Annotated in this window: 22 protein-coding genes; 20 read left to right on the top strand and 2 right to left on the bottom strand. The window is 35.6% G+C overall.

What is annotated here, in order from left to right; translation table 11 throughout:
- The first annotated feature begins 378 nt into the window (after positions 1–378).
- Both ACIP9C_RS18925 and ACIP9C_RS18920 read left to right on the top strand, forming a co-directional pair.
- Positions 379–1,065 (top strand): ABC transporter ATP-binding protein, encoded by a 687-nt coding sequence (locus ACIP9C_RS18925; protein ID WP_401013088.1) that lies wholly within the window; start codon positions 379–381, stop codon positions 1,063–1,065.
- 1 nt (position 1,066) lies between these two features.
- Positions 1,067–2,386, top strand: a complete 1,320-nt coding sequence (locus ACIP9C_RS18920; RefSeq protein WP_401013085.1) for an ABC transporter permease — start codon at positions 1,067–1,069, stop codon at positions 2,384–2,386.
- A 41-nt stretch (positions 2,387–2,427) separates the two neighbouring features.
- On the opposite strand, the gene ACIP9C_RS18915 is transcribed toward ACIP9C_RS18920, so the two are convergent.
- Positions 2,428–3,588, bottom strand: coding sequence for a class I SAM-dependent methyltransferase (locus ACIP9C_RS18915; RefSeq protein WP_401013083.1), 1,161 nt, complete (start codon positions 3,586–3,588; stop codon positions 2,428–2,430).
- Positions 3,589–3,783: 195 nt separating this feature from the next.
- Between ACIP9C_RS18915 and putP the strand changes: the two genes are divergently transcribed.
- The 12 genes from putP (at position 3,784) to ACIP9C_RS18855 (ending at position 17,739) form a co-directional block, all read left to right on the top strand.
- Positions 3,784–5,274 (top strand): sodium/proline symporter PutP, encoded by a 1,491-nt coding sequence (gene putP, locus ACIP9C_RS18910; RefSeq protein WP_401013081.1) that lies wholly within the window; start codon positions 3,784–3,786, stop codon positions 5,272–5,274.
- 327 nt (positions 5,275–5,601) lie between these two features.
- A complete protein-coding gene (gene hflX / locus ACIP9C_RS18905; protein WP_401013079.1) occupies positions 5,602–6,888 on the top strand; it encodes a GTPase HflX in 1,287 nt (428 codons plus the stop codon).
- A 377-nt stretch (positions 6,889–7,265) separates the two neighbouring features.
- Positions 7,266–8,753, top strand: coding sequence for a peptide MFS transporter (locus ACIP9C_RS18900; RefSeq protein ID WP_401013077.1), 1,488 nt, complete (start codon positions 7,266–7,268; stop codon positions 8,751–8,753).
- Between the two features lie 436 nt (positions 8,754–9,189).
- On the top strand, positions 9,190–10,317 hold the full coding sequence (locus tag ACIP9C_RS18895) for a M20 peptidase aminoacylase family protein (protein ID WP_401013075.1): 1,128 nt from the start codon (positions 9,190–9,192) through the stop codon (positions 10,315–10,317).
- Positions 10,318–10,332: 15 nt separating this feature from the next.
- On the top strand, positions 10,333–11,157 hold the full coding sequence (locus tag ACIP9C_RS18890) for a GNAT family N-acetyltransferase (RefSeq protein ID WP_401013073.1): 825 nt from the start codon (positions 10,333–10,335) through the stop codon (positions 11,155–11,157).
- Between the two features lie 21 nt (positions 11,158–11,178).
- On the top strand, positions 11,179–12,288 hold the full coding sequence (menC, locus tag ACIP9C_RS18885; protein WP_401013071.1) for an o-succinylbenzoate synthase: 1,110 nt from the start codon (positions 11,179–11,181) through the stop codon (positions 12,286–12,288).
- 73 nt (positions 12,289–12,361) lie between these two features.
- Positions 12,362–13,417 carry a YkvI family membrane protein gene (locus ACIP9C_RS18880; protein WP_401013069.1) on the top strand — a complete coding sequence of 352 codons (1,056 nt, stop codon included), beginning with the start codon at positions 12,362–12,364 and terminating at the stop codon, positions 13,415–13,417.
- A gap of 285 nt (positions 13,418–13,702) precedes the next feature.
- The gene (locus tag ACIP9C_RS18875) at positions 13,703–14,653 is read left to right on the top strand and encodes an ABC transporter permease (protein WP_401013068.1); all 951 of its coding nucleotides are present in this window, start codon (positions 13,703–13,705) and stop codon (positions 14,651–14,653) included.
- Positions 14,646–15,599 (top strand): iron chelate uptake ABC transporter family permease subunit, encoded by a 954-nt coding sequence (locus ACIP9C_RS18870; RefSeq protein ID WP_401013066.1) that lies wholly within the window; start codon positions 14,646–14,648, stop codon positions 15,597–15,599. Before ACIP9C_RS18875 ends, ACIP9C_RS18870 begins: the two co-directional genes overlap by 8 nt.
- Positions 15,596–16,357 carry an iron ABC transporter ATP-binding protein gene (locus tag ACIP9C_RS18865; protein WP_401013065.1) on the top strand — a complete coding sequence of 254 codons (762 nt, stop codon included), beginning with the start codon at positions 15,596–15,598 and terminating at the stop codon, positions 16,355–16,357. The genes ACIP9C_RS18870 and ACIP9C_RS18865 overlap by 4 nt, the downstream gene beginning before the upstream one ends.
- A 58-nt stretch (positions 16,358–16,415) precedes the next feature.
- The gene (locus ACIP9C_RS18860; RefSeq protein ID WP_401013063.1) at positions 16,416–17,423 is read left to right on the top strand and encodes a siderophore ABC transporter substrate-binding protein; all 1,008 of its coding nucleotides are present in this window, start codon (positions 16,416–16,418) and stop codon (positions 17,421–17,423) included.
- Position 17,424: 1 nt separating this feature from the next.
- On the top strand, positions 17,425–17,739 hold the full coding sequence (locus tag ACIP9C_RS18855; RefSeq protein ID WP_401013061.1) for an antibiotic biosynthesis monooxygenase family protein: 315 nt from the start codon (positions 17,425–17,427) through the stop codon (positions 17,737–17,739).
- Between the two features lie 324 nt (positions 17,740–18,063).
- Here ACIP9C_RS18855 and ACIP9C_RS18850 read toward each other — a convergent pair whose 3' ends face one another.
- Positions 18,064–18,702, bottom strand: a complete 639-nt coding sequence (locus tag ACIP9C_RS18850) for a hypothetical protein (RefSeq protein WP_401013059.1) — start codon at positions 18,700–18,702, stop codon at positions 18,064–18,066.
- 376 nt (positions 18,703–19,078) lie between these two features.
- Here ACIP9C_RS18850 and ACIP9C_RS18845 point away from each other — a divergent pair, with 376 nt between their 5' ends.
- The 6 genes from ACIP9C_RS18845 to ACIP9C_RS18820 all read left to right on the top strand — a co-directional run bounded on the left by ACIP9C_RS18845 (position 19,079) and on the right by ACIP9C_RS18820 (position 24,553).
- A complete protein-coding gene (locus ACIP9C_RS18845) occupies positions 19,079–19,981 on the top strand; it encodes a polyprenyl synthetase family protein (RefSeq protein ID WP_401013057.1) in 903 nt (300 codons plus the stop codon).
- A gap of 11 nt (positions 19,982–19,992) precedes the next feature.
- Positions 19,993–20,151, top strand: a complete 159-nt coding sequence (comX, locus tag ACIP9C_RS18840) for a competence pheromone ComX (RefSeq protein WP_139860011.1) — start codon at positions 19,993–19,995, stop codon at positions 20,149–20,151.
- A 47-nt stretch (positions 20,152–20,198) separates the two neighbouring features.
- On the top strand, positions 20,199–22,442 hold the full coding sequence (locus ACIP9C_RS18835) for a sensor histidine kinase (RefSeq protein WP_401013448.1): 2,244 nt from the start codon (positions 20,199–20,201) through the stop codon (positions 22,440–22,442).
- Positions 22,426–23,040 (top strand): response regulator, encoded by a 615-nt coding sequence (locus tag ACIP9C_RS18830; protein WP_401013446.1) that lies wholly within the window; start codon positions 22,426–22,428, stop codon positions 23,038–23,040. Before ACIP9C_RS18835 ends, ACIP9C_RS18830 begins: the two co-directional genes overlap by 17 nt.
- 441 nt (positions 23,041–23,481) lie before the next feature.
- Positions 23,482–24,381, top strand: coding sequence for a hypothetical protein (locus ACIP9C_RS18825; protein ID WP_401013055.1), 900 nt, complete (start codon positions 23,482–23,484; stop codon positions 24,379–24,381).
- 40 nt (positions 24,382–24,421) lie between these two features.
- Entirely contained in the window at positions 24,422–24,553 is a 132-nt protein-coding gene (locus ACIP9C_RS18820; RefSeq protein WP_401013460.1) for a hypothetical protein, read from the top strand.
- Positions 24,554–24,615: the final 62 nt, after the last annotated feature.

Raw genomic sequence — 24,615 nt, 5'->3', positions numbered from 1 at the left:
AACTTTACTATCATAACAAAATCTTTCGTTTATCTACATAAAATTTATCTTCTCTACATAAAACTTTACAATCCTGTAATATACAATTTGTTCACAAATATGCTGTGTTGCTTGTGTATTTATTACTATTGGTACAGAAAAATGCCTATATAATAAGTATTTTTGTGAAAAATATAGTCTGTTTAGTACAGAATATAGCATTTACAATCACTCGATTATACTTGCTGGATAAATCGAATTGTAAACGCAATGTAAAGAAACGCCCCTTAAACATAGTGTTCCCTATTTTCTTAAGAATATCTTCATTTTTATCCTTCAATATTTTTAAGAATTATTTTCTACAATTGAGAAAGTACGAGAAAGGGGCATTAAGACAAAATGATTCAAGTCGAGAACTTACAACATACATTTTTAATTGGGAAAAAGGGCAAGGAAAAGCATGTACCTGTATTAAAGGGTGTTAATTTTGAGGTAAAAAAAGGCGAGATCGTCGCAATTGTCGGCAAAAGTGGCTCGGGAAAATCCACATTGCTTCAAACATTAGCAGGGTTTATGAAGGCTGAGCAAGGCTCTATTAAGGTGAATGGGCAAGAGACAGCGAAGCTTAATGAAACAGAGAGTGCAGCTTTTCGATTGCGCCAGTTCGGATTTATTTTTCAAAACTTTCAACTCATGCCGGGTTTAACAGCATTTGAAAATATTGAATTGCCTTTGAAATTGCAAGGTGCTAGCAAAGCTATACGTAAAGAAAAAGTGAAGAAGATAATGGACAAGGTTGGATTAACTGCAGTAGCTGACCATTATCCAAATGAATTATCAGGCGGTCAACAACAGCGTGTAAGTATTGCAAGAGCATTGATTACCAATCCTCCAATATTGCTCGCGGATGAGCCAACGGGGAGTTTAGATTCTGAAACAGAACAAGATATTTTACTCTTAATTCAAAGTTTAAATCGTGAGCTTGGCTTAACCTTTGTCATTATTACGCACGATGAAGAAGTGGCGACTATTGCTCATCGACGTTTCAGAATGTATGACGGCGAGCTTGTGAAGGAGGCAGAATAACATGATATGGAAAGATCAATTAGACTTTGTTATACAACATATAAAGAAAAATAAATTACGTGTATTCATGACGGTGCTGGCTGCAACGATGGGTTGTGCGTTTTTAATTGTCCTTGCATCCGTAGGGTTTGGACTACAGGATTCAATTCGTAACGAGATACTTTCGGATGAAAATGTAACAAAAATACAAGTATATGATGGGTCACAATTTACAGAGCAACAGAAAGATGAAATAAAGACGATAGAAAATGTTAATACAGTGCTTGAAACGATTACGATTAATGCAAGTGCGCATTCATATTTTGAAGATCGTGATACGAATTCAAACTTAATCTTAACGAATATGAAAGATTTTAAGGATGTCACTGGGAAACTTGCCCAAGGACAGTATCCAACAAAGCCGAATGAGATTATTGTTGGATATCATTTCGGTCAAACATTATTAAATGACGCCGATCGCGATACGATAAAAGAAAAAAGTAAAAAGGCTGAGGCAGAGGGAACGTATTATGATGGTAATGAAGAGGGATATAAACAGTCTGTAATAGGTAAAGAGATCGAGTTATCTTTAATATCTAATTCAAATGGAGTATCTGAAACTGAAAAGGTGAAATATACGATTGTCGGTGTGACAAAGAAGCCTTCTTATGATTGGATGATTGACAATACAGTTTATATGGATTCAAAACAGAAAGAGGCAATAGTCAGCAGTTTCGCGGCATTAGATGATATACCAGAAGATGAGGTATTTAATTCGGAGTTTAATATATATGCAGACAGTTTAGAGCATGTAAAGCCTATTTTGGAAAAGCTAAAAGACAAAGGCTACAATGTGTATTCAGTGACTGAACAATTAGATCAAATGGATGTATTTTTCCTTGTATTGAAGATTGGTTTAATTTTTGTTGGAACAATTGCCGTATTAATCGCCTCTATTGGGATTTTTAATACGATGACAATGGCGGTTACAGAGCGTACACGTGAAATTGGAGTATTAAAGGCAATCGGAGCAAGTCCAAAGCTTATTCAACGTTTATTTTTAATGGAAAGTACATTTATCGGCATTTTTGGAACAATCATTGCTGTAGTGATTTCGTATGCTATTAGCTTTACAGCAAATGCGATTTTACCGTTAATTTTAAAAGCGGCAACAGGTGAAGATGCGTTTGGTTCGTCTGATATTACATTTTCACTTATTCCATGGCAGCTCGTTATTATTGCGTCAGCTATCAGTATTGGTGTCGCTATGATTTCAGGCTACCGACCAGCTCGTAAAGCAACAAAAATTGATGTTATTCAAGCATTGCGACAAGAGCTATAAAAAGAACCCGAGGCACATAATGTGCCTCGGGTTCTCATAGTTTATAAATAAGATGTTAATTCATTTGCCAAAAATGGCTTCGCATTCAACAATGTTACAAAAGCGTCGTACTTAGCACGTTGCTGTGCACTTGGCTTTTTACCAGTATAATACGCTCGAATTAAAATGTTTTTCGGTGTGTTCTCCATGTCGATAAATTCCAGTAATTGTGCTTCATAGCCAACAAGTGATAAAATCTCTGCGCGAATCGAATCGGTAGCCAATGCAGCAAAGCGTTCGCGGACAAGACCATGCTGTAGCATGATGTCGAGTGCAGGTGTATCAAGTTGACGGTTTAACTCATGCTGGCAACATGGGACGCTTAAAATAACACTTGCTCCCCATTTCACTGCGCGTGATAATGCCATATCTGTTGCTACATCACAGGCATGGAGAGTCACTACCATGTCAACATTTGATTCATCATTATAGTCATTAATATCTCCAACTAAAAATTCAAGTTGCTCGTAGCCTAAATCCTGTGCAATACGTGAGCATTCCTCGATAACCTCTTTTTTTAAATCTAAGCCAGTGACACGAATATCCAAACCTTTTTCAATTTTTAAGTAATGATATAAGGCAAACGTTAAATATGATTTCCCTGAACCAAAATCTAAAATACGCACTTGGCGATCTTTTGGCAAATAGGCTAAGGCATCGTCGATAAATTCAATGAAGCGATTAATTTGCTTGAATTTATCGTATTTTTGTTTTTTTACTTTCCCTTCTTCACTTTGTACACCTAAGCGAATTAAAAAAGGATAGGGGGAGGACTCATCAAGTAAATAGTTTTTCTTGCGGTTATGTGATAAGTTTACTTCCTTTGGTGTAGCTGCTTTATCAGACTTCCATAACACTTTGTTCTTTTTCGATAGTTGCACCTGAACTTTTTCATCAATAAAATCGATATGTGCTTGACGGAAGTCAGCAAAAAACAGCTCGAGCTTAGGAGGAAAATCAGCTAGTATGACGTTCTCATGTTTTAAAATACGTTCATATTGGTATTCAATTTGTATATGATAAGCATCTTTCAGCATGATGGGCTTTAGTTTAATACGCTTTACTTCATTTGACTTCATACGAGGTTGACTGATTGTAGCTGCAACGAGTTGTTGTTGTGAAAATTGCTCTTGTAGCTGTGCTTTCATTTCTTCAAATGTCATTTATTTCGCCTTCTTCGTTGTGTAATAGATGGCATTAGTGTAACACAATTTTATTAATTCATTGTTATTTTCAATTTTAAACAATCGGTATATCGAATATTCAGATAAATGATTTTGTTTTTAATAATTTTACGGTATATTTATGGTGAAAAGTATTTTGAAGGTAAAGAATAATTGTGGATAGGAGGAAGACTTATGTCGGACAACACTTATCAGCTAATCGCTATTATTATTTATATGATTACAATGCTAGGAATCGGTTGGTATGCATTTGTAAAAACTTCAAATTTAACGGATTACATGCTAGGGGGACGCTCGTTAGGGCCTGCTGTTACAGCCCTCAGTGCTGGTGCTGCGGATATGTCTGGTTGGCTATTAATGGGGTTGCCAGGTGCGATTTATGTATCAGGACTTGTTGAGGCATGGATTGCAATCGGGTTAACAATCGGTGCATATTTAAATTGGATGTTTGTCGCACCGAGATTACGAGTTTATACGCAAGTTTCAAATGACTCTATTACAATTCCAAGTTATTTGGATAATCGATTACGTGATAATACGAAATTAATCCGAATTGCCTCTGGGCTAATCATACTTATATTTTTTACATTCTATGTATCTTCAGGAATGGTAGCTGGTGGGAAGTTTTTTGATAGTTCATTTGGCTATGAATACCATACAGGTTTATTAATAGTATCAGGTGTAGTTGTTGCCTATACATTGTTTGGTGGTTTTTTAGCGGTGAGTTATACAGACTTTTTGCAAGGACTAATTATGTTTTTAGCACTTATAACAGTACCGTTATTCGGGTTATTTTTAACTGGTGGATTTAGTGAAACTGTAGAATCCATTAAGGCAGTTAACCCAGAGCATATAAGTTTATTGCCTGCGACAGCAACTGCTGCCGCGATTATTTCTTCTCTTGCTTGGGGACTAGGATACTTTGGGCAACCACATATTATCGTACGTTTTATGGCGATTAGTTCTGTGAAGGAGACAAAACAGGCTCGTCGTATTGGTATTGGATGGATGATCTTAAGTCTTGCAGGTGCACTTGCAACCGCATTAGTAGGCGTTGCATACTACCAGCAAAATGCTGGGGAATTAAAGGACGCTGAAACAGTGTTTATTGTACTTGGCCAAATTTTGTTCCATCCATTTATTGCAGGTATCATGTTGGCAGCTATTTTAGCGGCAATTATGAGTACGATCTCATCGCAATTAATTGTCACTTCTTCAGCACTTGTCGAGGATATATACAAGGCATTGTTTAATAAAACAGCTACCGACAAACATTATGTTTTTATTGGCCGAATGGCAGTATTAGTAGTAGCAATTATTGCGGCAATTTTAGCTTGGAACCCTGAAAACTCTATTTTAAATTTAGTAGGTTTTGCTTGGGCTGGCTTTGGAGCGGCGTTTGGACCAATTATTTTATTATCATTATATTGGAAGAGATTGACGAATTACGGAGCGCTGAGTGGGATGGTGTTGGGTGCATTAACAGCCTTTGTTTGGGGGAAAATAGAATCACTTTCAACGGCTCTTTACGAAATTGTACCAGGCTTCCTAGTTTGTTTAGTAGTAGCCGTTATTGTTAGTATGATGACATATAAAAGAAATGAAGAGATTGAAGACGAATTTAATCGTAGCGTATCATTATTAAAAGAAGAACGAGGGAAATGATGCACAATACTTTAAAAAGTGCATATTGTTCGTTTCTTATATAAAGCAGGTTAAGCCTGTAAAATTTTGTGGAAGTGTTTCAGGTAGATTTATTCATTATAATAGGCTAAGGAAATAAAAAGAGTTTATCTACAGTTCGAATGCGCCTAATTTTAGGGCGCATTTGTTTTTAGCAATTAAAATTCAACGCTAGAGTAATTTTATTAAATAACTAGCGCTCTGGGGGAATTAATAGAACTCGACTAAAAGACACAGATCCGGGCATTATATGGTAAGATGAAGAAAATTTGCTGTAGCGTCACCAAGGCGTTGGTGGGAGGATTGTGAGTGGAAAAATTGAAAGAAGTAGATGTTTTACTAGAAAAAGCTATTCTTGTTGGCGTAAATTTACGCAATGATAAGCATTTTGAGTATTCTATGGAAGAGTTAACAAATTTAGCTGAAGCATTAAATGTGGAAGTCTTAGGCGTAGTTACACAAAATTTAGAGCGTGTCACATCTTCACATTATGTTGGCACGGGTAAAATCGAAGAGATAAAAAGCTTTTATGAAGAAGCGCAAGCCAATCTGGTGATTTTTAATGATGAATTATCACCTTCACAAATCCGTAATTTAGAGCGTGATTTAGAGACGAAAGTAATCGATCGAACGATGTTGATTTTAGATATTTTTGGCCGCCGTGCAAAAACACGTGAAGCGCAAATGCAAGTAGAGTTGGCGCAACTTCAATATATGCTTCCTCGATTAGTCGGGTTGCATGCTTCGTTAAGCCGACAAGGCGGTGGCACTGGAGGCGGTTTTAAAAACCGTGGAGCCGGTGAAACGAAACTTGAGCTAGATCGTCGTAAAATTGAAGATCAGATTTCAAAAATCAAAAAAGATCTAGAGCAAGTGAAGGAACAGCGAGAGACGCAACGAAAACAACGTCGGAAAAACGCCGTACCTGTTGTGTCCATTGTAGGATATACGAATGCCGGCAAATCGACAATTATGAACCAACTACTCGCTAAAATTGGTCAAGAAGATCACAAACAAGTATTTGAAAAGGATATGCTGTTTGCAACACTTGAAACGTCTGTCCGTTATATTGAATTACATGATAAGAAGTCATTTTTATTAACAGATACAGTCGGCTTTGTTAGTAAATTGCCGCATCATCTAGTAAAGGCGTTTCGCTCGACACTCGAAGAAGCACGTGATGCTGATCTATTGCTTCATGTTGTGGATGTCTCTAATGCAGAGCATGGTTTTATGATGGATGTTACAAACGAAACGTTAAAGGCAGTTGGCGTTGAAGGAATCCCTACTATATATGTCTATAACAAAGCAGACTTAGCAAATGTTCCGTATCCTGTCATTAGTGGGGATAATATTTGGATTTCTGCAAAGCAGGGTAATGGTTTAGATGAACTATTACAAATTATACGACAGCATATTTTTTCTGATTATGTCACATGTAAAATGCTTGTACCATATGAGCAGGGCAATGTAGTTTCTTATTTAAATGAAAATGCAACTATTTATGAAACGGCATATGAAGAAAATGGCACATTACTAAAGCTTGAAGCAAAAGAAGCGGATTACGCAAAATATCAACATTTCGTTGTTAAATAGCAATAAGATAATCAATGTGCGGATTAGTTTGCTGTTACGGTTATCAATTTGAATAGCATTGTTTGAAAAATCAACAGCAATCATTGCTGTTGATTTTTTTTAGTTCGAATATCTTACTATTCATTATTTTCTAACTTTAAATTTAAATACTTTTTTATAGAGGATAGGGAAGAGTGAGAAAACGTAGATATTTCAATATATTTAATAAAATATTATTTAATCAGTCTGAATATAAAGAAAAATGACAAATTTTCAACATTTTTTAAAACTCTTGCGAAAGTAATAAAAACGCTTTAGTATGATGAAACATAGTTTTTTATCCTTATCAATGGGGAACAATATTTTTAAGGAATAATGAAAGTGGGAGAGGAAATTGTATGTCTACTAAAGATGAAATTGTAAAATCTGTCCCTCAAAATGGATTTGTCGGACACCCTAGAGGGCTCTTTACATTATTTTTCACAGAATTTTGGGAGCGTTTTTCATACTACGGTATGCGAGCGATTCTAATCTTCTTCATGTATTATGAATTAAATGAAGGTGGATTAGGTCTTGATCGCGGTACAGCGAATTCAATTATGGCCATCTATGGTTCGCTTGTTTATATGTCAGGTATTATTGGTGGCTGGATAGCCGATCGACTTTTAGGGACACGCAAAACGATTTTTTATGGTGGCGTGTTAATTATGATCGGTCACTTACTGCTAGCATTCCCTGGCGGTATAACAATGTTATTTGCTTCTATGGCGTTTATTGTTATCGGTACTGGTTTATTAAAACCGAATGTCTCAAGTATTGTAGGGGATATTTATGCTGAAACAGATAGCCGTCGTGATGCAGGATTCTCGATTTTCTATATGGGTATTAATATGGGTGCATTCATTGCACCGTTTATTGTCGGAACAATTGGACAAAAGTATAGTTTCCATTTAGGCTTCAGCTTAGCAGCAGTTGGTATGCTAGTCGGATTAATTGTTTTTAAAGTAACAGAGAAAAAATATTTAGGATTAGCGGGCTTACAAGTAAATAACCCGTTAAAACCGGAGGAACGTAAAAAAGTCTTTACGCAATTCGGTATTGTAGCATTAATCATTATTGTTTTAGGTGGCATTGGTATTAAAACTGGTGTACTAACAATGGATGTCTTTAGCTTAATTATTACGGCTCTTGGTGTGTTAATTCCAGCAGTGTTCTTTATTTATATGTATCGCAGTAAGAAAACAACAAAAGATGAGAAATCTCGCCTTCTTGCATATATTCCATTGTTTTTAGCAGCGGTTATGTTCTGGGCTATTCAAGAACAAGGTGCAACAATTTTAGCAACGTATGCAGATGAGCGTACACAGTTAAATATAGGTGGTTTTCGTCTTGAATCGTCTTGGTTCCAATCGCTAAACCCATTATTCGTTATTACCATGTCGCCATTATTTGCGATGCTATGGTTAAAATGGGGCGATAAGCAACCATCGACACCACGTAAGTTTTCTTATTCACTATTCTTTGCCGGATTATCGTTTTTAGTAATGATGATTCCTGCACATCTTTCAGGTGGACAAGCTTTAGTAAGTCCATTGTGGTTAGTATTATCATTCTTCTTAGTTGTAGTTGGGGAATTATTATTGTCTCCAGTAGGTCTGTCTGCAACAACGAAATTAGCTCCACAAGCTTTTGCTGCACAAACAATGTCACTATGGTTCTTAACGAGTGCTGCGGCTCAAGCAATTAACGCTCAGCTAGTAAAAGTATATGAAGTTGTAAGCGAATTCACGTATTTCGGATTTTTAGGATCATTGTCAATTCTTATTGGCATACTCTTATTAGTACTTTCACCTATTATTTCTAAAGCGATGCGTGGTATTAATTAGTTAAAGAGGCTAGACAAAAGAAAAAAGTGTTAGATTGACTGCAGTCAATCTAACACTTTTTTGCTATACCGTTGATGTCCGTTACGGCGGTTGCTTTCCGTGGGCACACCGTAAGTCGCAACCCTCGCTAACGCGTGGTCTGTTGCGTCTTACTATGCGTGCGTTCCCGCAGGAGTCACCGATTCCGCTACAATCAACTATTTTTATCTGCTAAATTTTATCTATTGCAAAAGAAAGATAGCTAAGTCCTTATTCATACTAAATAGCAAATTTACATACACCTTTGCCCTGCTTTTAAAAGTTTTTGAGTAATGTCCCTGCATCTTTTTTTCTCTTGTGTAGTCTATTAGCTAGAAGATAATTTAATTTTCTGTCGAATAGGGCTGTTTTTAGTTATAATAATCTTACTAGTAACATTTTTAAGGGGGTGGTTGTCATGAAAGAAGCATTGGATCGTTTGAGGCCAAGATTAATGGAGATTTTTACGTATTTACATGCGAATCCAGAAATAAGCTGGAAAGAGGTAGAAACAACAAATTATATTTTTGATTTACTGACGCGTGAAGGATTTTCACCACAACGCTTTAAAAATAGCACAGGGCTGTATGTTGATATTGGTGATGGAAACCCAAAAGTAGGTTTACGAACGGATATTGATGCATTATGGCAAGAAGTAGATGGTGAGTTTAAAGCAAATCATTCTTGTGGTCATGACGGACATATGACAATGGCAATCGGTGCTCTTTTACTTTTGAAAGAGCAGTCTCAATCATACAAAGGCACAATTCGTGTTATTTTCCAACCGGCTGAAGAAAAAGGGACAGGTGCATTAGCCGTTCTAAAAGAGGGCATTATTGATGATTTGGATTTTTTATTTGGAGTCCATTTAAGACCCGTACATGAGCTTGAGGACGGCACATATTGTGCAGCTTTATATCATGGAGCATCTCGTTTACTTGAAGGTGAAATCATCGGTGAGGATGCACATGCGGCAAGACCACACCTTGGTGTAAATGCAATTGAAGTAGGTGCTACAATTATAGAAGATTTACGCACCATACATACAGATCCCATGGTGCCTGTATCCGTTAAGATGACAAAATTTCAAGCTGGGGGTGAGTCAGGTAATATTATTCCAGGAAGAGCAGCCTTTACGATTGATATAAGAGCACAACGAAATGATGTAATGGATACACTCGCACAAGGTGTTAAACGTGTAATTGATTCTTCGAAAATTTTGCATAAAGTGCAAATTGAGTTACGTACAGTTGCTAATATTGTGGCAGCGGAGGTAGACACAACTGCTCAATATGTTATGGAACAAGCCATTGTAAAGGCAGCGGGGTTATCTAATTTACGAAAGCCTGTGCATACACCAGGAGGAGAAGATTTTCACCACTATGCAGTTCAACGTCCACATTTAAAATCGACGATGCTTGGACTAGGCTGCGGATTAACACCAGGACTCCACCATCCGAAAATGAAATTTAAGCAGGCTAGACTTGTAACCGGAGTTGAAATTCTTACAAACGCTGTATTAGGAGCATTAGAACTCGAAACATAAAGGAGGCATCAGATAATGTTAGAAAACGTTTCTATAAAAAAAATGATGACACCTGAGGAAATTGCTGAGGTGCAATTCTTAAATGTTGAAATCTGGGGAAGTCAGGCAATTCCCTCACATCAAATGCTAGCGGCTGTTCAAAATGGCGGATTATTACTTGGTGCGTATTTAGAAGGTCGACTAATTGGGTTTAATTACTGCTTTGTAGGTTACCGCGAAGGAAAAATGTATCTACACTCACACATGATTGGCGTCGAAAAAACATATCGTGAACAAGGTGTAGGAGAGTTATTGAAGCATGCCCAGCAAGAATATGCGCGAGAGAATGGGTTTCAGCTTGTCCGTTGGCTAATTGATCCATTAGAAGCGCATTTGGCAAATTTATCGTTTTTAAAGCTAGATGCATTTAGCAATCAGTATGAAATAGATTATTACGGTCCGTTGCAAGATGATTTTAATGATGGACTGCCCTCAGACCGCATTGCAGTAGAGTGGTGGGTTGAGCGCAAGCATGCAGACGATAGTTTGGATGAGCTAGAAGAAGCGGCAGAACAAGTAGTGTCGTGGTCGTTGACGGTTGATGGATTACCTGTGCTCGATAAAGATAGTGCGTTTCCAAGTAACCAAAGATTTTATAAGGACGCTTATTTAGTCCCATTTCCCCAGTATTTACAAAAGATGAAAGTGGAAAGTCCGAAACTGGCAGAGGACTGGCGTTATAAGATTCGTACAATATTAACTACTTTTTTTGATCAAGAATATGCAATTGTTCGGGTGAAAAAGCAAAAAGAATATATTCATTTTTATCTGTTAGTCAAACGCTCTTTATTGGCTTTATAATAAAGCTAAGGAGTGAATTTTGTGAGAATAGAAGAAATTACAATAAGACATTTAAAAATGCCTATGAAGGCGCCATTCACAACAAGTTTTGGTACTGTGAGTGAAAAAGAGCTATTGCTTTTAGAGGCGAGGGATGCGTCTGGAACGATTGGATGGGGAGAGACAGTTGCTTTTGTAGCACCATGGTACACAGAGGAGACATTAAAGACGACATGGCATATGTTAGAGGACTTTTTAATGCCTATCTTGCTACATAAAGAGCTGTCGCATCCAGATGAGGTTAGTGCCTTGTTTGCTCCTATTCGGCGTAATTGTATGGCCAAAGCATCTATTGAAGGGGCTGTGTGGGACATTTATGCACAGCAAACGAAACAGTCCCTTGCCCATGCGTTAGGTGGAAGCAAAGATTATATTGATGTAGGAATTAGTTTAGGAATTCAAGCTAGCACTGAAAAACTTTTAGATGTGATAAAGGTCTATGTAGAAAAGGGTTATAAACGAGTAAAGGTAAAGATAAAACCTGGGTACGATGTCGAAGTAATTCGAGCTATCCGTGCTACATTTCCTGATTTGCCATTAATGGCAGATGCAAACTCAGCGTATACATTAAAAGATGTAAAAGTGCTACAACAGTTGGATGCATTTAACCTTCTAATGATTGAGCAACCACTTGCAGCTGACGACATAATAGATCATGCTAAGCTTCAAAAGCAGATGAAAACACCAATATGTTTAGATGAAAGTATTACATCACTTGAAGATGCCCGTAAAGCAATTGAGCTAGGTAGCTGTGGTGTCATTAATATAAAAATTGGGCGTGTAGGTGGTTTAACAGAGGCTAAGAAAATTCATGACTATTGTCAAGAGCATGATATTCCTGTTTGGTGTGGTGGCATGTTGGAAGCGGGAATCGGACGAGCGCATAATATCGCATTAACAGCACTCTCCAATTTTATATTACCTGGGGATACAGCAGGATCAAGCCATTATTGGTATGAGGATATTATTATGCCTGAGGTCGTAGTAGAAGATGGTGTTATTCGTGTGCCTCACAGCGTTGGCATAGGCTATAAGCCAAATATGACTGTCATTGATAAATTAACAATTAGCAAGAAAGTCTATACAGAGTAGCTTTAACAGATGGAGGCAGCCTTTTCCTCCTTCTGTTTGTCAGTACGGGATAAATAGTCGAGGAGAGAAGTGATTGAAAAAGAGCTTGCAAATCGGCGGTGCTTATGTAGGAATTATCGTCGGTGCGGGGTTTGCATCAGGGCAAGAAATCATTCAGTATTTCACAAGTTATGGCAATAAGGGGATATTAGGTGCTCTTTTAGCGACACTCTGGTTTGCCTTTGTGGGAATGTGTATAGCACAAATTAGTTCAAGGCTGCGGACAACGTCTCATAAGGATTTGATTTATCAAATTTCTGGTAAAACTATCGGCTTTATAATGGACTTTGTTCTATCGCTTTTTTTGTTTGGTGTGTCAGTCATTATGTTTGCAGGAGCAGGCGCCACCTTCGAGCAAATGTTTGGACTACCAGTATGGCTAGGGAGCATTTGTATGATTGTCCTTACCATGATGACCGTTATGATGAATGTAAAAAGTATTATTAATATTATTGCCATTGCCACGCCTTATTTGTTAGCTGTTGTAACGATTATTGCCGTTTATTCAATAGCTACGATGGATCTATCATTTGCAGAGCAAGCAGTTATAGCTGAACAACAATTACAAACTTCCTCAAAAAGCTGGTGGGTAACGGCTTTGCTATATATGTCTTTTAATATCGGCGTCTGCTTCTCTCTCCTCACGGTGATGTGTGGCGCTATTCGTAATGAACGAATTGCAGGCATGGGTGGAATTATCGGGGGACTATTATTAGGCGCCCTCATTTTACTTATTCATTTTTCACTTCTTGCTAAAATGAACGTTATTGTTGGAATGGATATTCCAATGCTCGCATTAGCAAATGAAATTCATCCAATAGTAGGTTTATTAATGTCATTTTCATTATTAGGAATGATCTACAATACAGCGGTAGGAATGTTTTATTCTTTTACAGTGCGGTTTTTTAAACCAACAAAGCCAAGCTTTAAGGCTGCTGTCATTTTTATGGGCGTTCTAGGCTTTTTTGCTAGCCTAGTGGGCTTTACGACACTCGTATCGAAATTATATTCAGTAATGGGCTATTTAGGCTTTATTTTAGTAGCGTCCATAATTTTTGCATGGCTACGAGGAATAAGAAGAGTAGCTTAATAAGGTGATTGAGAAGGGCAAGCTATGTCATTCTCAATTACCTTTTTATTTTACTAGAAATTTCAGAGGAAATAGAGCACTACTTTCGAAAGAAAAATATCTCATTTTGTCGGTGTTTTTGTTGAAAAATCATAGTTTTTAAGTATTTCCAAATAAAGCGAGAACAATTCTCAATAGTAGGTTGACTGATAATAAAAAGATGCTTATAATGAGAATCGTGAGTAATGATAATCATTTTCAGCTGTTTATTAATTACACTCAATAATGAATCTACCGGGGATTACAATGAAAATAAGATATCTTTTAACAGCAACTGTTGTGTTGTCTATTGTGTCACTATTCATTGGTGTAGTAAACATTAAACCAAGTGACTTATTAGACTTCGGATCAGAAGAAACTAGACTATTTTTAATTAGTCGTATACCAAGACTTGTGGCAATTTTGTTAGCAGGTGCAGGTATGAGTATTGCTGGTTTAATTATGCAAAGCTTAAGTAGGAATAAGTTCGTGTCACCAACTACAGCAGGAACTTTAGATGCTACGAAATTAGGCGTACTAATTTCAATGATGTTTTTTACAAACGTCACGTACTTTCAAAAAATTTCCTTTGCTTTCATATTTGCTTTAGCCGGCACTTTAATATTTATGCAAATATTAAATCGAATAAAGTTCAAAGATGCGATTTTTATACCGCTTATTGGCTTAATGTTCGGAAATATCCTATCTTCTATTACGACATTCTTTGCGTATAAGGCTGATATTATCCAAAACATTTCTGCATGGTTACAAGGAGATTTCTCATTGATAATGAAAGGTCGTTATGAGCTTTTATACATAAGTGTACCTGTTCTAATTTTAGCTTACATTTATGCAAACCGTTTCACAGTAGCTGGAATGGGTGAGGATTTTGCCAAAAATCTTGGCCTTTCCTACAAATTCGTTGTGAATTTAGGTTTAGTGTTAGTAGCATTAGTGACAACTACTGTGGTACTAACAGTGGGTGTGATTCCGTTTCTTGGTTTAATTATTCCAAATATTATATCGCTATTCAAAGGGGATAACCTTGCAAAGACATTACCACACACGGCTTTACTCGGTATGTCGTTCCTATTATTCTGTGATATTTTAGGGCGCGTATTGATTTTCCCTTATGAAATTCCGATTAGTATGACGGTCGGTGTCATCGGAAGTGCAATCTTTCTAATTATGTTATTTAGGGGGAGAGCATATGCGTAACCGTACCAAAATGTTGATATTAATTGGACTAGCAGTAGTCGCTATGTTACTGTACGTCTTTTATGCACTTAATGGGAACTATCATTATGCATTCCCTCGTCGCCTTATTAAAGTGGTAGCGATGACATTAACGGGAATTGCTATTGCATATTCAACAGTAGTTTTCCAAACAATTACACATAATCGTATATTAACACCAAGTGTTATGGGGCTGGATGCTTTATACATGATGGTGCAAACAATTATTTATTACTTCTTTGGCTCGATGTCCATATTTGTTATTAATGCGCAATACAATTTTTTACTAGCTGTTTCAGCAATGGTTATCTTCGCGTTAATATTTTATCGAGTATTGTTCAAAGAAGGTAAACGTCCGATTTACTTCTTGCTGCTAGTCGGTATGATTGTCGGAACGTTTTTGGGAAGTGTCACAACATTCTTCCAAGTATTAATTGATCCTAATGAGTTCCTAAGCTTACAAAGTAAAATGTTTGCAAGCTTTAATAATGTGAATTCAGATTTAGTATGGTTAGCAGGGCTTGTAATTGTAGGTACTTTTATATATGGCTGGCGTCATATGAGTCAACTTGATGTTATGTCACTCGGTCGTGATACAGCAATAAATCTTGGAGTACCTTATGATAAGCTTGTACAACGCATGCTTATATTATCTTCGATATTAATCGCCGTTTCTACAGCTCTTGTTGGTCCAATTACATTCTTTGGCTTAATCGTAGCGAATTTATCGTATCAGTTTTTCAAGACATACAAGCATTCTGTGTTAATTGCAGGTTCTTGTGTGATGAGTATCGTTGCTTTAGTCGGTGGTCAGTGGATGGTCGAGCGTATTTTCAATTTCGATACAACACTAAGCGTTATTATAAACTTTGTAGGTGGTGTGTATTTCATCTACCTATTATTGAAGGAAAGTAGGTCAGCAGGATGATCCAAGTAAAAGAAATTTCTAAGTTTTTTGGGAAAAAGCCGGTCATTCAAGATGTTAGTGTAGACGTTGCGCCAGGTAAAATTACTTCCTTTATTGGACCAAATGGTGCGGGTAAATCAACACTGCTTTCAATGGTAAGCCGTTTACTTAATGCAGACACTGGTGAAGTACTACTCGATAAGTCAGATGTGCGTCGATGGAAATCTGATGACTTTGCAAAACGCGTATCGATTTTAAAGCAGTCAAATTACATGAATGTGCGCCTAACAATACGTGAACTTGTTTCCTTTGGTCGTTTTCCTTATTCAAAAGGGAATCTAAAACCTGAGGACGAGCAAAAAGTAGATGAGGCAATACAATATATGAATTTAGCGGATATTCAACATAGTTATCTGGATGAATTATCAGGTGGTCAGCGTCAACGGGCATTTATTGCGATGGTCATTGCGCAAGATACAGACTATATTTTACTAGACGAGCCACTCAACAATTTAGACATGAAGCATTCCGTGCAAATCATGAAAATACTGCGCAAGTTGGTGGATGAGTTAGGGAAAACGGTTGTCATTGTTTTACATGATATTAACTTTGCATCCGTATATTCTGATCATATCGTCGCTTTAAAAAATGGACGTGTTGTTAAAGACGGTCCTACTAATGACATTATTAACTCAGATGCGCTAAAGGAAATCTATGATATGGATATTCCTGTCCAAGAGCAAAATGGTTGTCGCATTTGTGTGTATTTTAACTCTTAGTAACAATAGATAGTCATTACTATCTAAAAATATAAAAACAATTAAAGGAGATTTCACAATGAAGAATTGGAAATTACTTACTGTATTAATGGCAATGATGCTTTTAGTATTAGCTGCTTGTGGTTCTAAAGAAGAATCAAAAGAAGATGATAAAGGTTCAACGGATAATAAGCCTGCTGAAGAGCAAAATGAAGCTGCTTCTGCTTACCCAATTACAATCCCAGGTAGCACATCGGGTGAAAATACTTTTGAAGATGTAACACTAAAAGAACAACCAAAAAATGTTGTTGTATTTGACTATGGTTTCCTTGATACTTTAGATGCTTTAGGCGTTGAAGTTGCAGGTGTTCCACAACAATCAGTACCTAACTATTTAAGCAAATATGCTGACACTACTTACGTAAATGTTGGTTCTTTAAAAGAGCCTGATTTTGAAGCAATCTCTTCTATGAGCCCAGACATCATTTTCATTTCTGGTCGTCAAGCGTCTGCATACGCAGAATTATCTAAAATTGCGCCTACTGTATTCGTGGGTGTAGATAATAATAATTTCATGGAATCATTTAAAACAAATACTGAATTAGCTGGTAAAATTTTTAATAAAGAAAAAGAAGCTGCTGATGCATTTGCTGCATACGAAGCAAAAGTAGAAGATCTTAAAGCGAAAACTGCTTCATCTGAAGACAAAGCATTAATCGTTTTAGGGAATGAAGGTTCATTATCTGCATATGGTCCTGGTTCACGTTTCGGTGTTATTCATGACGTATTTGGCGTAAAAGCTGCAGATGATAAAATTGAAGCATCTACACATGGTGCTAACGCTTCATTCGAATATGTACGTGATACAAACCCAGATATTTTATTCGTAGTTGACCGTGACGCTGCCGTTAACCCAGAAGGTGAGTCTGGTACTAAAGCTGCTATTGAAAACGAAATCGTTGGTGCTACTAACGCTGCTAAAAACGGCAAAATTTATTACCTTGATCCAGAATATTGGTACCTATCAGGTGGCGGTTTACAATCAGAAACTGCAAAAGCTGAAGATATTTTAAAGGCGTTTAACTAATATGTTTGTACAAATTAAACGTATGGTCGTAACAGAGGGTAACGGAGATAAGGTTGTTGAACGATTTGGAGCTAAAAAAGATGGTCCATCATTACTTGAACAGCAACCAGGATTTATCGATAAGCAAGTCCTTGTAAAAAAAGTACGCCGTGGAGATGAAGAAGTGCTAATTATGGTTCGTTGGGAATCAGAAGAAGCATGGAAAAATTGGGAGAAGAGCCCTGAGCATATTGCTGGTCATAAAGCTAATGCTGGTAAGCCTAAACCTGACTATATCATCGAAAGCGGACAAGATGTTTACTATGTAAAAGGTTAATAACATCAGAGGTGTCTCACAAGTTAATTGTGGCACCTCTTTTTTTTGTTATCTAACTTCTTAAATAGTGCAACATAATGCGATCTGGGTGTGAACAGTTAGGAATTAACTTAGGAGATAGTCCATTAATTAGAAGTCTAAGTATTTTTGTTGGATTGGTGGTGTTAATGATTGTTTTAGGAAGTGAAAGGGACGGAAGGCAAGGAGTTTTTAGTTAAATTGCGCCACACCTCGCCACACATAGAAGGGTGAAATTTGAGGTAAACAATAAATTTCTCTTAAATCAAGTAGCACATACAGCTGTGCATAACGTAAAATATCTGCTTAATGTTTAATGGAAGCTTTGCTCCAAATATTAAATGCTGAGTTAATGTTGAAAGAGATGCCGCTGTTATTAATGAATAATCCAGTAATATTGGTTGGATAGTACTGATAGGCGTCATTTTCCTCTGTAACTGTATGAACCATTTTTGAAGAAGTACTATGATCTATATTTGGGAAATCGGTTGATGAGTCTGTAAAGCTGCTTAATTCAACGACGTTACTGCTATTTTGACCATTCTGCGTTCCTCTAGCGTAAACAATGCAGTACTGGGAAGTTTTATAGAGCATCGGTGTATGGATATTCAAACCAGATGTAAAAGGGCTCACTAAAGACAATAATGGTAAACCTTTTTCTGGGACTTTTACAATGTCATGTTGCGCCAAATATGTGTCTAGTTTTTGCTGAAAAGTATCTTCAAATCCAGGAATATCACAAATGAAGTTAGAAATAGAAGACTTATGTTTATACTCTGCTAAAGCTTCTTGATAAGCTCGTTGTTCAGCTTGAATGATCAATTGTTCAATAGATTGTTGTTCATTAGAAGGCTTTTTAATAGTAATTTCTTCTGCAGAGACAGAAATTGTACATGAAAAAGTTTCTGTAAGTATTAACACGTTGTCATTTACTCCATTAGTCATTTCAATCACTCCTTAATGTTGGAGAATATATTATAGAGAACTTTAAAATATCATAAGGCTTGCATTGCAAATCGAGTCACATACAATACTAATGTATTTTACTTATCTTAAGCGTAACATCAGTCAGGACGCCATTTCAATGGTCAGTTAACGCCAAAAACTGGCGGTCTCCTTTGTGACACCGCCATTTTTTTACTATTTCTTAGCAAAAAAATGGCGTGCAATCTATAAATACCGCCATTTTTTGGCGGTATTTATGTATTTATAATAGTGATTAATAGAAAATGCGAGTGATTCATTTAACACATAAAGTCTAGAATTAATTCCCATTAATATGTATAATATTTATCAATATGTATAGGGGAGTAGAGGACTATTGGGTGATATAGATGGACGTATTAATGATTCATTAGACAGTCTGATTGAAAATGATTTGATGCTTGGTGATGAATTAAAATCAATGCTTAAAAGTTTTAAAGCAGAAAAGAAAGTAATGGGCTATTCATTTGGTAAACTCTGTTTTTGGCATTATGAAGCATTTGTTGATTGTTTAAATGAAGATATATATAAAGTTGCTGCAGCTATTGAACTTCTAATTTTGTCCTATGATATTATTGATGATTTGCAGGATAAGGATACAGATTATATTTGGAGCAAAACACCTGAACTTTCTTTAAATGCTGCACTTGCCTTGCTCGTAATGTCATCTAGAGCTATACATGACACTTCATTTGAACATAAAGATATAGCCATGCGTTTACTTGAACAATATGCTTTACGTAGTATTAGTGGTCAGCAGTTAGATGTACTTAATGCTTGTCGAGATGAGCAATCCTACTTACAAATGATTGATCAAAAATCAGGGTCTCTTACAGCAATGAGTTGCGTCATTGGTGAGGCACTTGCAAAAGGTAATGTGACTGCTGAAATAGAGGAGTACGGGAAATATATAGGTATTATCCAACAAATAAAAAATGATATTTTAGATTTAAAAACTTGGGGACCTAAAAATGATCTTTTAAACAGAAAGTATTCATTGCCAATTATTTATCTAATGGCACAAAAAAATAGTGTATCAAAATCTGTGATAAACTATTATAATAAAGATATAGTTACATTTTTGGATAATAATGTTACAGAACTTGAGTTGACAAATAGTGGTGCAATACGTTATGCGGTTGCAATTAAAAATCTCTATAAGATAAAAGCATTGAATAATCTTGAAAAAGTTGCTATAAACAAGGTAGGTAAAGAATACCTAATAAAACTAATGAAATGAGGAGAGATTTTATGATTAATGTAATTCAGTACCTAGAAGAAAACCCAGCACTAGTACCACTGTTAAAAGAACAAAAAGTTGCATTAATTGGTGTTTCTGCAATTGAACAACAGGCAATACTTGACTCATTCGAAGATGTACTATGCTTAAGAGACCCTATTTGGAATTAAATTTATATAATCAAAAATGGTTTATGCTTGCTATAAGTGTTTACATAATGCTAGGTGTTTACCTGCTATATGTTCCTTATAGCAAGCCTTATTTGGGTATAGATTTGATAGAAGAAAAGGGAAACTGGGTAATAGAGCATTCACATGATCAACTAGTGGATGGTCAGAAAATATCTGCGGGGGATATTGTATTAAAAGTAGATAATATTGAAATTGAAGACATTTCTTATATTAAGTATGATTTTACAATTAGGGCTGCAAATTCACTAACAATATTAAAGTCTAACGGAGAAATTATTAATATTAAACCAAGTGGTTTAGATTTTTCGGAACGGTTTTATTATATATTGTTAATCCCTGCATGTTACTATTTTCTTACATTATTTGTTGTATGTTATTTGCATTATAAACAGAAAAACAACTCGCTTTTAAGGTTGCTCATCTTATTTATGCTAACTGTCTCCATGGCATATGTGAGTATTGGTGCCTCTGGTAGTCTCGATATCATAGGAATTATGGCCAATCGAGGTAGTATGTTGTTATGTTTAGTGTTACTGTTACATTTTTTAAGAAACTATTTTTCATTTTTAAAAGCTAATTGGTTACTTTTTAACAATATTAAGGTACTTTATTTATTGCCTATAATTGCGATGTTACTTAGTTATGTTGGCATTATTAATAATAATTTGCATAACTTTCTTTCTTATATTGTTTTAGCTACTTTTTTATTTTTACTTATTTTAATACTCATTATTTTATTGTTTAGTTATTTTAAATATAAATCACCTCAGTTAAAAATTTTATTGAATAGTGTAATGATTCCATTTCTTCCATTCTTATTTCTCTATGCACTTCCAAATATTCTATTTCATCATCCCGTGCTTTCCGCCGAAATCAGTGCTTTATTTTTATTATTGATTCCTTTTAGTTTTATTTTTACACAACTAACGGAACGGTTATTTGACATTGAGTATCATATTACAAGGCTTCGTTACTATGTCATATTTTCTGTAATTTTTACTGCATGGTTTACTTTTGGTTTGTATTGGATCGCGGGAAAATTTTTAACTATGACTATCATGTCAGGTGTTTCATTATTTACTTTTTTATCGTTAATTGTTCTTTTCTACATAAAAGAAAAGGTAGATTATCGCAAGCGAAAAATTTTGTTTTCTACTAAAGGAGATTATATACATCAGTTATATACTGCTGTAGATAGAATTGGTAAGACGATTAAATTAGACGAGCTTCTAGAAAAGTTTGCTCAGGAAGTTTCGCTGCACCTAGAGCTTGAGCATGTATTTGTATTAACCTATGACTATGACACAAATCAGTTTACTTCAATGGTTGAGGGAAAGGTTCCGATAAATCCTATGCTAATGGAAGATTTGAAATTAGGAGAAATACGGAAAATTGACAAAGTCTATCTAGCTTTCCTCCATCAAGATGCTCATTACAAAAGAGCCTTAGTATTGGGGCATAACAATTCTATTCATTTAAAAGATGAAGAGCTTTTATGGCTCGAATTGCTCCTGTTATATGTAAATAACTTTATTGAAAATACAAAAATGGTGGAAGAACTGTTAGAGGAACTAAAGCATATGAAGCAAGCAGATGAAGGTCAATTACCTTGGCTAAATAAGCTGTTATGGCTAAGGTTTGAAGAGGAGAAATATCAATTAGCTCAAGAGTTGCATGATACTAATTTACAAGAGCAACTCCATATTGCTCGTGAAGTAGATGTTTTAATAAATGCAAAAGATGATACAGAAATCCAACAAAAACTTGTCAAGATTCATAAACAAATGGTTGCATCTTTACATGATTTAAGAGCATATTGTGAGAATCTAAAGCCCCCATTATTAGACACATTAGGTCTAAATGCCGCATTAGAAAAGCTCATTCGAAAAGTAACAGAAAGAGCTAACTTTTTGTTGCTTTATACGATAGACCGCCTTTATTTAGAGGATGAACGAATGAATTTAATGATTTATCGTCTATTTCAAGAATTACTCAATAATGCTTTGAAACATTCCTATGCGTCAACAGTTGAAATTTACCTCAAGGAAATGGACAATGGATTTGAAATCATCTATAGCGATGATGGAGTAGGTTGTAATGTTAATGATATTATTGTTGCTGAATCGATGGGAATCCGTGGTATGCAAGAGCGTGTAAAAGCATTTGATGGACACTTTTACATTGATACTCAAGTTAATGAAGGGATGTCTATTAGAATTACTGTAAAAGAAGGAAGTGACACACTTGATAACAATGCTCATAGTGGATGATCATCCTATTGTGTTAGAGGGAACGAAAAATTTATTTAAAGAGAATGAAGACATTTTAGTTGATACAGAGAGTGATGCAACTTCTGTAATACCGAAAATTAAAGACAAGCCATATGATATTTATCTAATTGATATCAATATGCCTTTAGAAAATGGCATTCATTTGGCGAGAAATATTAAAGCGATACAAATAGATGCTTCGATAATCCTTTATACGGGGGATGACATTACAGATTATTACCCACTAATTTTAGAAAAGAAAATAGAGGGGATTTTAGCTAAGACGGCTTCTAAAGAGCAGATCTTACGGACGGTTCGTGCGATTGCAAATGGAGAAATTGTTTTGCCGAAAAATTTCTTAGACTTTCTAGATAATCGTTTTAAATTACAAGATGCTAAGCTCGATATACATTTAAATGAAAAAGAAAAGAAAATTTTAAGATTGATTGCTGAAGGGCATACAAATAAAGCAATAGCTATAGAGTTAAACATTCCTCAACGAACAACTGAGAGATATTTAACACAACTGTTTTCCTTGCTAAATGTAGATTCGCGAACAGAAGCAGTAAATCTTGCTGAACGAATGAATTTACTATAGCTTAGCAATATGTTAGTATAAAAGTTAATTGTTATATTTTTCTATAAAAGGATAGTGTTTAGGTAATGTAAAGACACTATAATATTAATCAGGACAATTTCTTATTATGATATAACTAAATACCTATAAAATTGAATGTACACCGCCACTTTTTGGCGGTGTTTTTTTCGTTACCGCCAAATCACGCCAAAAAATTAGCGAAGTCCGCCAAAAAACTGGCGTAAACCCAACGTTGAAATGGTGGTATAAGTACTGGTACGCTTAGATTAATCGAGGTTAAGTAATTTTTTCCATAGTGAGTAATAGTTTAAGAGAATATATCGTTGAAATAAGCAGTTTAACTATTTAATTATATAGTAGAAAATGTAGTAGATTTTTTAAGGATGTTACTAGCTAGACAGCATACTCACGAAAAAACTTTAATAAAGGTAGGCGTATAATTTGAAAGTAGAACTTGAAAATTTAATCTCTATAGATGAATCTAACCAAGATCAAGTCATTAAAGTTTATAATCGCTACGGTATTTATGTAGGTGCGCCTGAAATCAGAAAAAGAAATTTGAAGGCATCTTTTAATCCTATTTTTACTTTAAATGAAGATGTGACGTATGAGCAGGTGGCAGCATTATATAAATCGTTGGAACATGAGTTGGGCATTGTATCTATTGGGGAACGTTTCTATTTTGACTTTTCAGACAGCGAATATGAACAAACGCCATTATTTACGTTAAACTCTACGGGCAACTCGCCAGAAATGTTTTTAGATGATCGAGGCACTTTATTTTCAATAAGTACATATTGTAAGCATTGTGGGCTTATGGAAAAAGAGCAACTTTCACCTTTAGTTATTGATACTTCGCAAATGAAAGATCGTCATTTAGTCCATGTGAGTGGTTACTGGGTGGCCTCTGAAGAATTAGTAGCATTAATGAAACAAGCAAATATTGAAGGCTATGAACTTCTAGAAGTAATTCATAGCGGATCAGAAGTAGGGAAGCAACCTGCGTATCAAATAATACCTACACAAATGCTACCGTATAGTAATGCTGAAAGAATAAAGCTGTATTTTGCGACTGAGCAGCCACCTTGCAAATGTGGGTTAAGTGGTGTAATTCTAGGCCCTGATATTTACGATGCGAAGGATATTATGAAATTAAATGGAGATGTATTCTATTCTTCAGAGTGGAGTCATGATGGCAGCTATCTTTACAGAAAAACAATATTCAGTAGAAAGTTTAGAGACTTAATTATTAATAATCGTATTTCTCGAGAAGTTAGAGGGGAAAAAGATCGAAACTTCGGACCGAAAGATTGGTTATTCGACCCTGTATTATTGAAATAGTTTGAACTATAGAAGAATAAAAAGTGAGGGAGTGTTGATGTTGTTTAGAAAAATACTACCTATCGTTGCTATTTTATTTATCGTAGCATTAGCGCTTTCAAATTACTTTAATAAGCCGAATGAAGAATCCATTATATTAGCTAATATAATTAAGTACATTTTTATGCTATAAATCAGATGTCGTATATTTTCCTCAAGTTCACCTAATTATGGTATGATGTGAAAAAACATTGC

It is taken from the genome of Lysinibacillus sp. NPDC093210, from assembly GCF_044753985.1.
Lineage (GTDB): Bacteria > Bacillota > Bacilli > Bacillales_A > Planococcaceae > Lysinibacillus.
This window is presented reverse-complemented; position numbering and strand designations above follow the sequence as displayed.

What these genes read in the sequence shown, in the direction of transcription:
- ACIP9C_RS18925 (WP_401013088.1), top strand. Translation starts at nt 379, where the DNA reads ATGATTCAAGTCGAGAACTTACAACATACATTTTTAATTGGGAAAAAG.
- ACIP9C_RS18920 (WP_401013085.1), top strand. Translation starts at nt 1,067, where the DNA reads ATGATATGGAAAGATCAATTAGACTTTGTTATACAACATATAAAGAAA.
- ACIP9C_RS18915 (WP_401013083.1), bottom strand. Translation starts at nt 3,588, where the DNA reads ATGACATTTGAAGAAATGAAAGCACAGCTACAAGAGCAATTTTCACAA.
- putP (WP_401013081.1), top strand. Translation starts at nt 3,784, where the DNA reads ATGTCGGACAACACTTATCAGCTAATCGCTATTATTATTTATATGATT.
- ACIP9C_RS18900 (WP_401013077.1), top strand. Translation starts at nt 7,266, where the DNA reads ATGTCTACTAAAGATGAAATTGTAAAATCTGTCCCTCAAAATGGATTT.
- ACIP9C_RS18895 (WP_401013075.1), top strand. Translation starts at nt 9,190, where the DNA reads ATGAAAGAAGCATTGGATCGTTTGAGGCCAAGATTAATGGAGATTTTT.
- ACIP9C_RS18890 (WP_401013073.1), top strand. Translation starts at nt 10,333, where the DNA reads ATGTTAGAAAACGTTTCTATAAAAAAAATGATGACACCTGAGGAAATT.
- ACIP9C_RS18875 (WP_401013068.1), top strand. Translation starts at nt 13,703, where the DNA reads ATGAAAATAAGATATCTTTTAACAGCAACTGTTGTGTTGTCTATTGTG.
- ACIP9C_RS18870 (WP_401013066.1), top strand. Translation starts at nt 14,646, where the DNA reads ATGCGTAACCGTACCAAAATGTTGATATTAATTGGACTAGCAGTAGTC.
- ACIP9C_RS18865 (WP_401013065.1), top strand. Translation starts at nt 15,596, where the DNA reads ATGATCCAAGTAAAAGAAATTTCTAAGTTTTTTGGGAAAAAGCCGGTC.
- ACIP9C_RS18860 (WP_401013063.1), top strand. Translation starts at nt 16,416, where the DNA reads ATGAAGAATTGGAAATTACTTACTGTATTAATGGCAATGATGCTTTTA.
- ACIP9C_RS18855 (WP_401013061.1), top strand. Translation starts at nt 17,425, where the DNA reads ATGTTTGTACAAATTAAACGTATGGTCGTAACAGAGGGTAACGGAGAT.
- ACIP9C_RS18850 (WP_401013059.1), bottom strand. Translation starts at nt 18,702, where the DNA reads ATGACTAATGGAGTAAATGACAACGTGTTAATACTTACAGAAACTTTT.
- comX (WP_139860011.1), top strand. Translation starts at nt 19,993, where the DNA reads ATGATTAATGTAATTCAGTACCTAGAAGAAAACCCAGCACTAGTACCA.
- ACIP9C_RS18835 (WP_401013448.1), top strand. Translation starts at nt 20,199, where the DNA reads ATGCTAGGTGTTTACCTGCTATATGTTCCTTATAGCAAGCCTTATTTG.
- ACIP9C_RS18830 (WP_401013446.1), top strand. Translation starts at nt 22,426, where the DNA reads ATGCTCATAGTGGATGATCATCCTATTGTGTTAGAGGGAACGAAAAAT.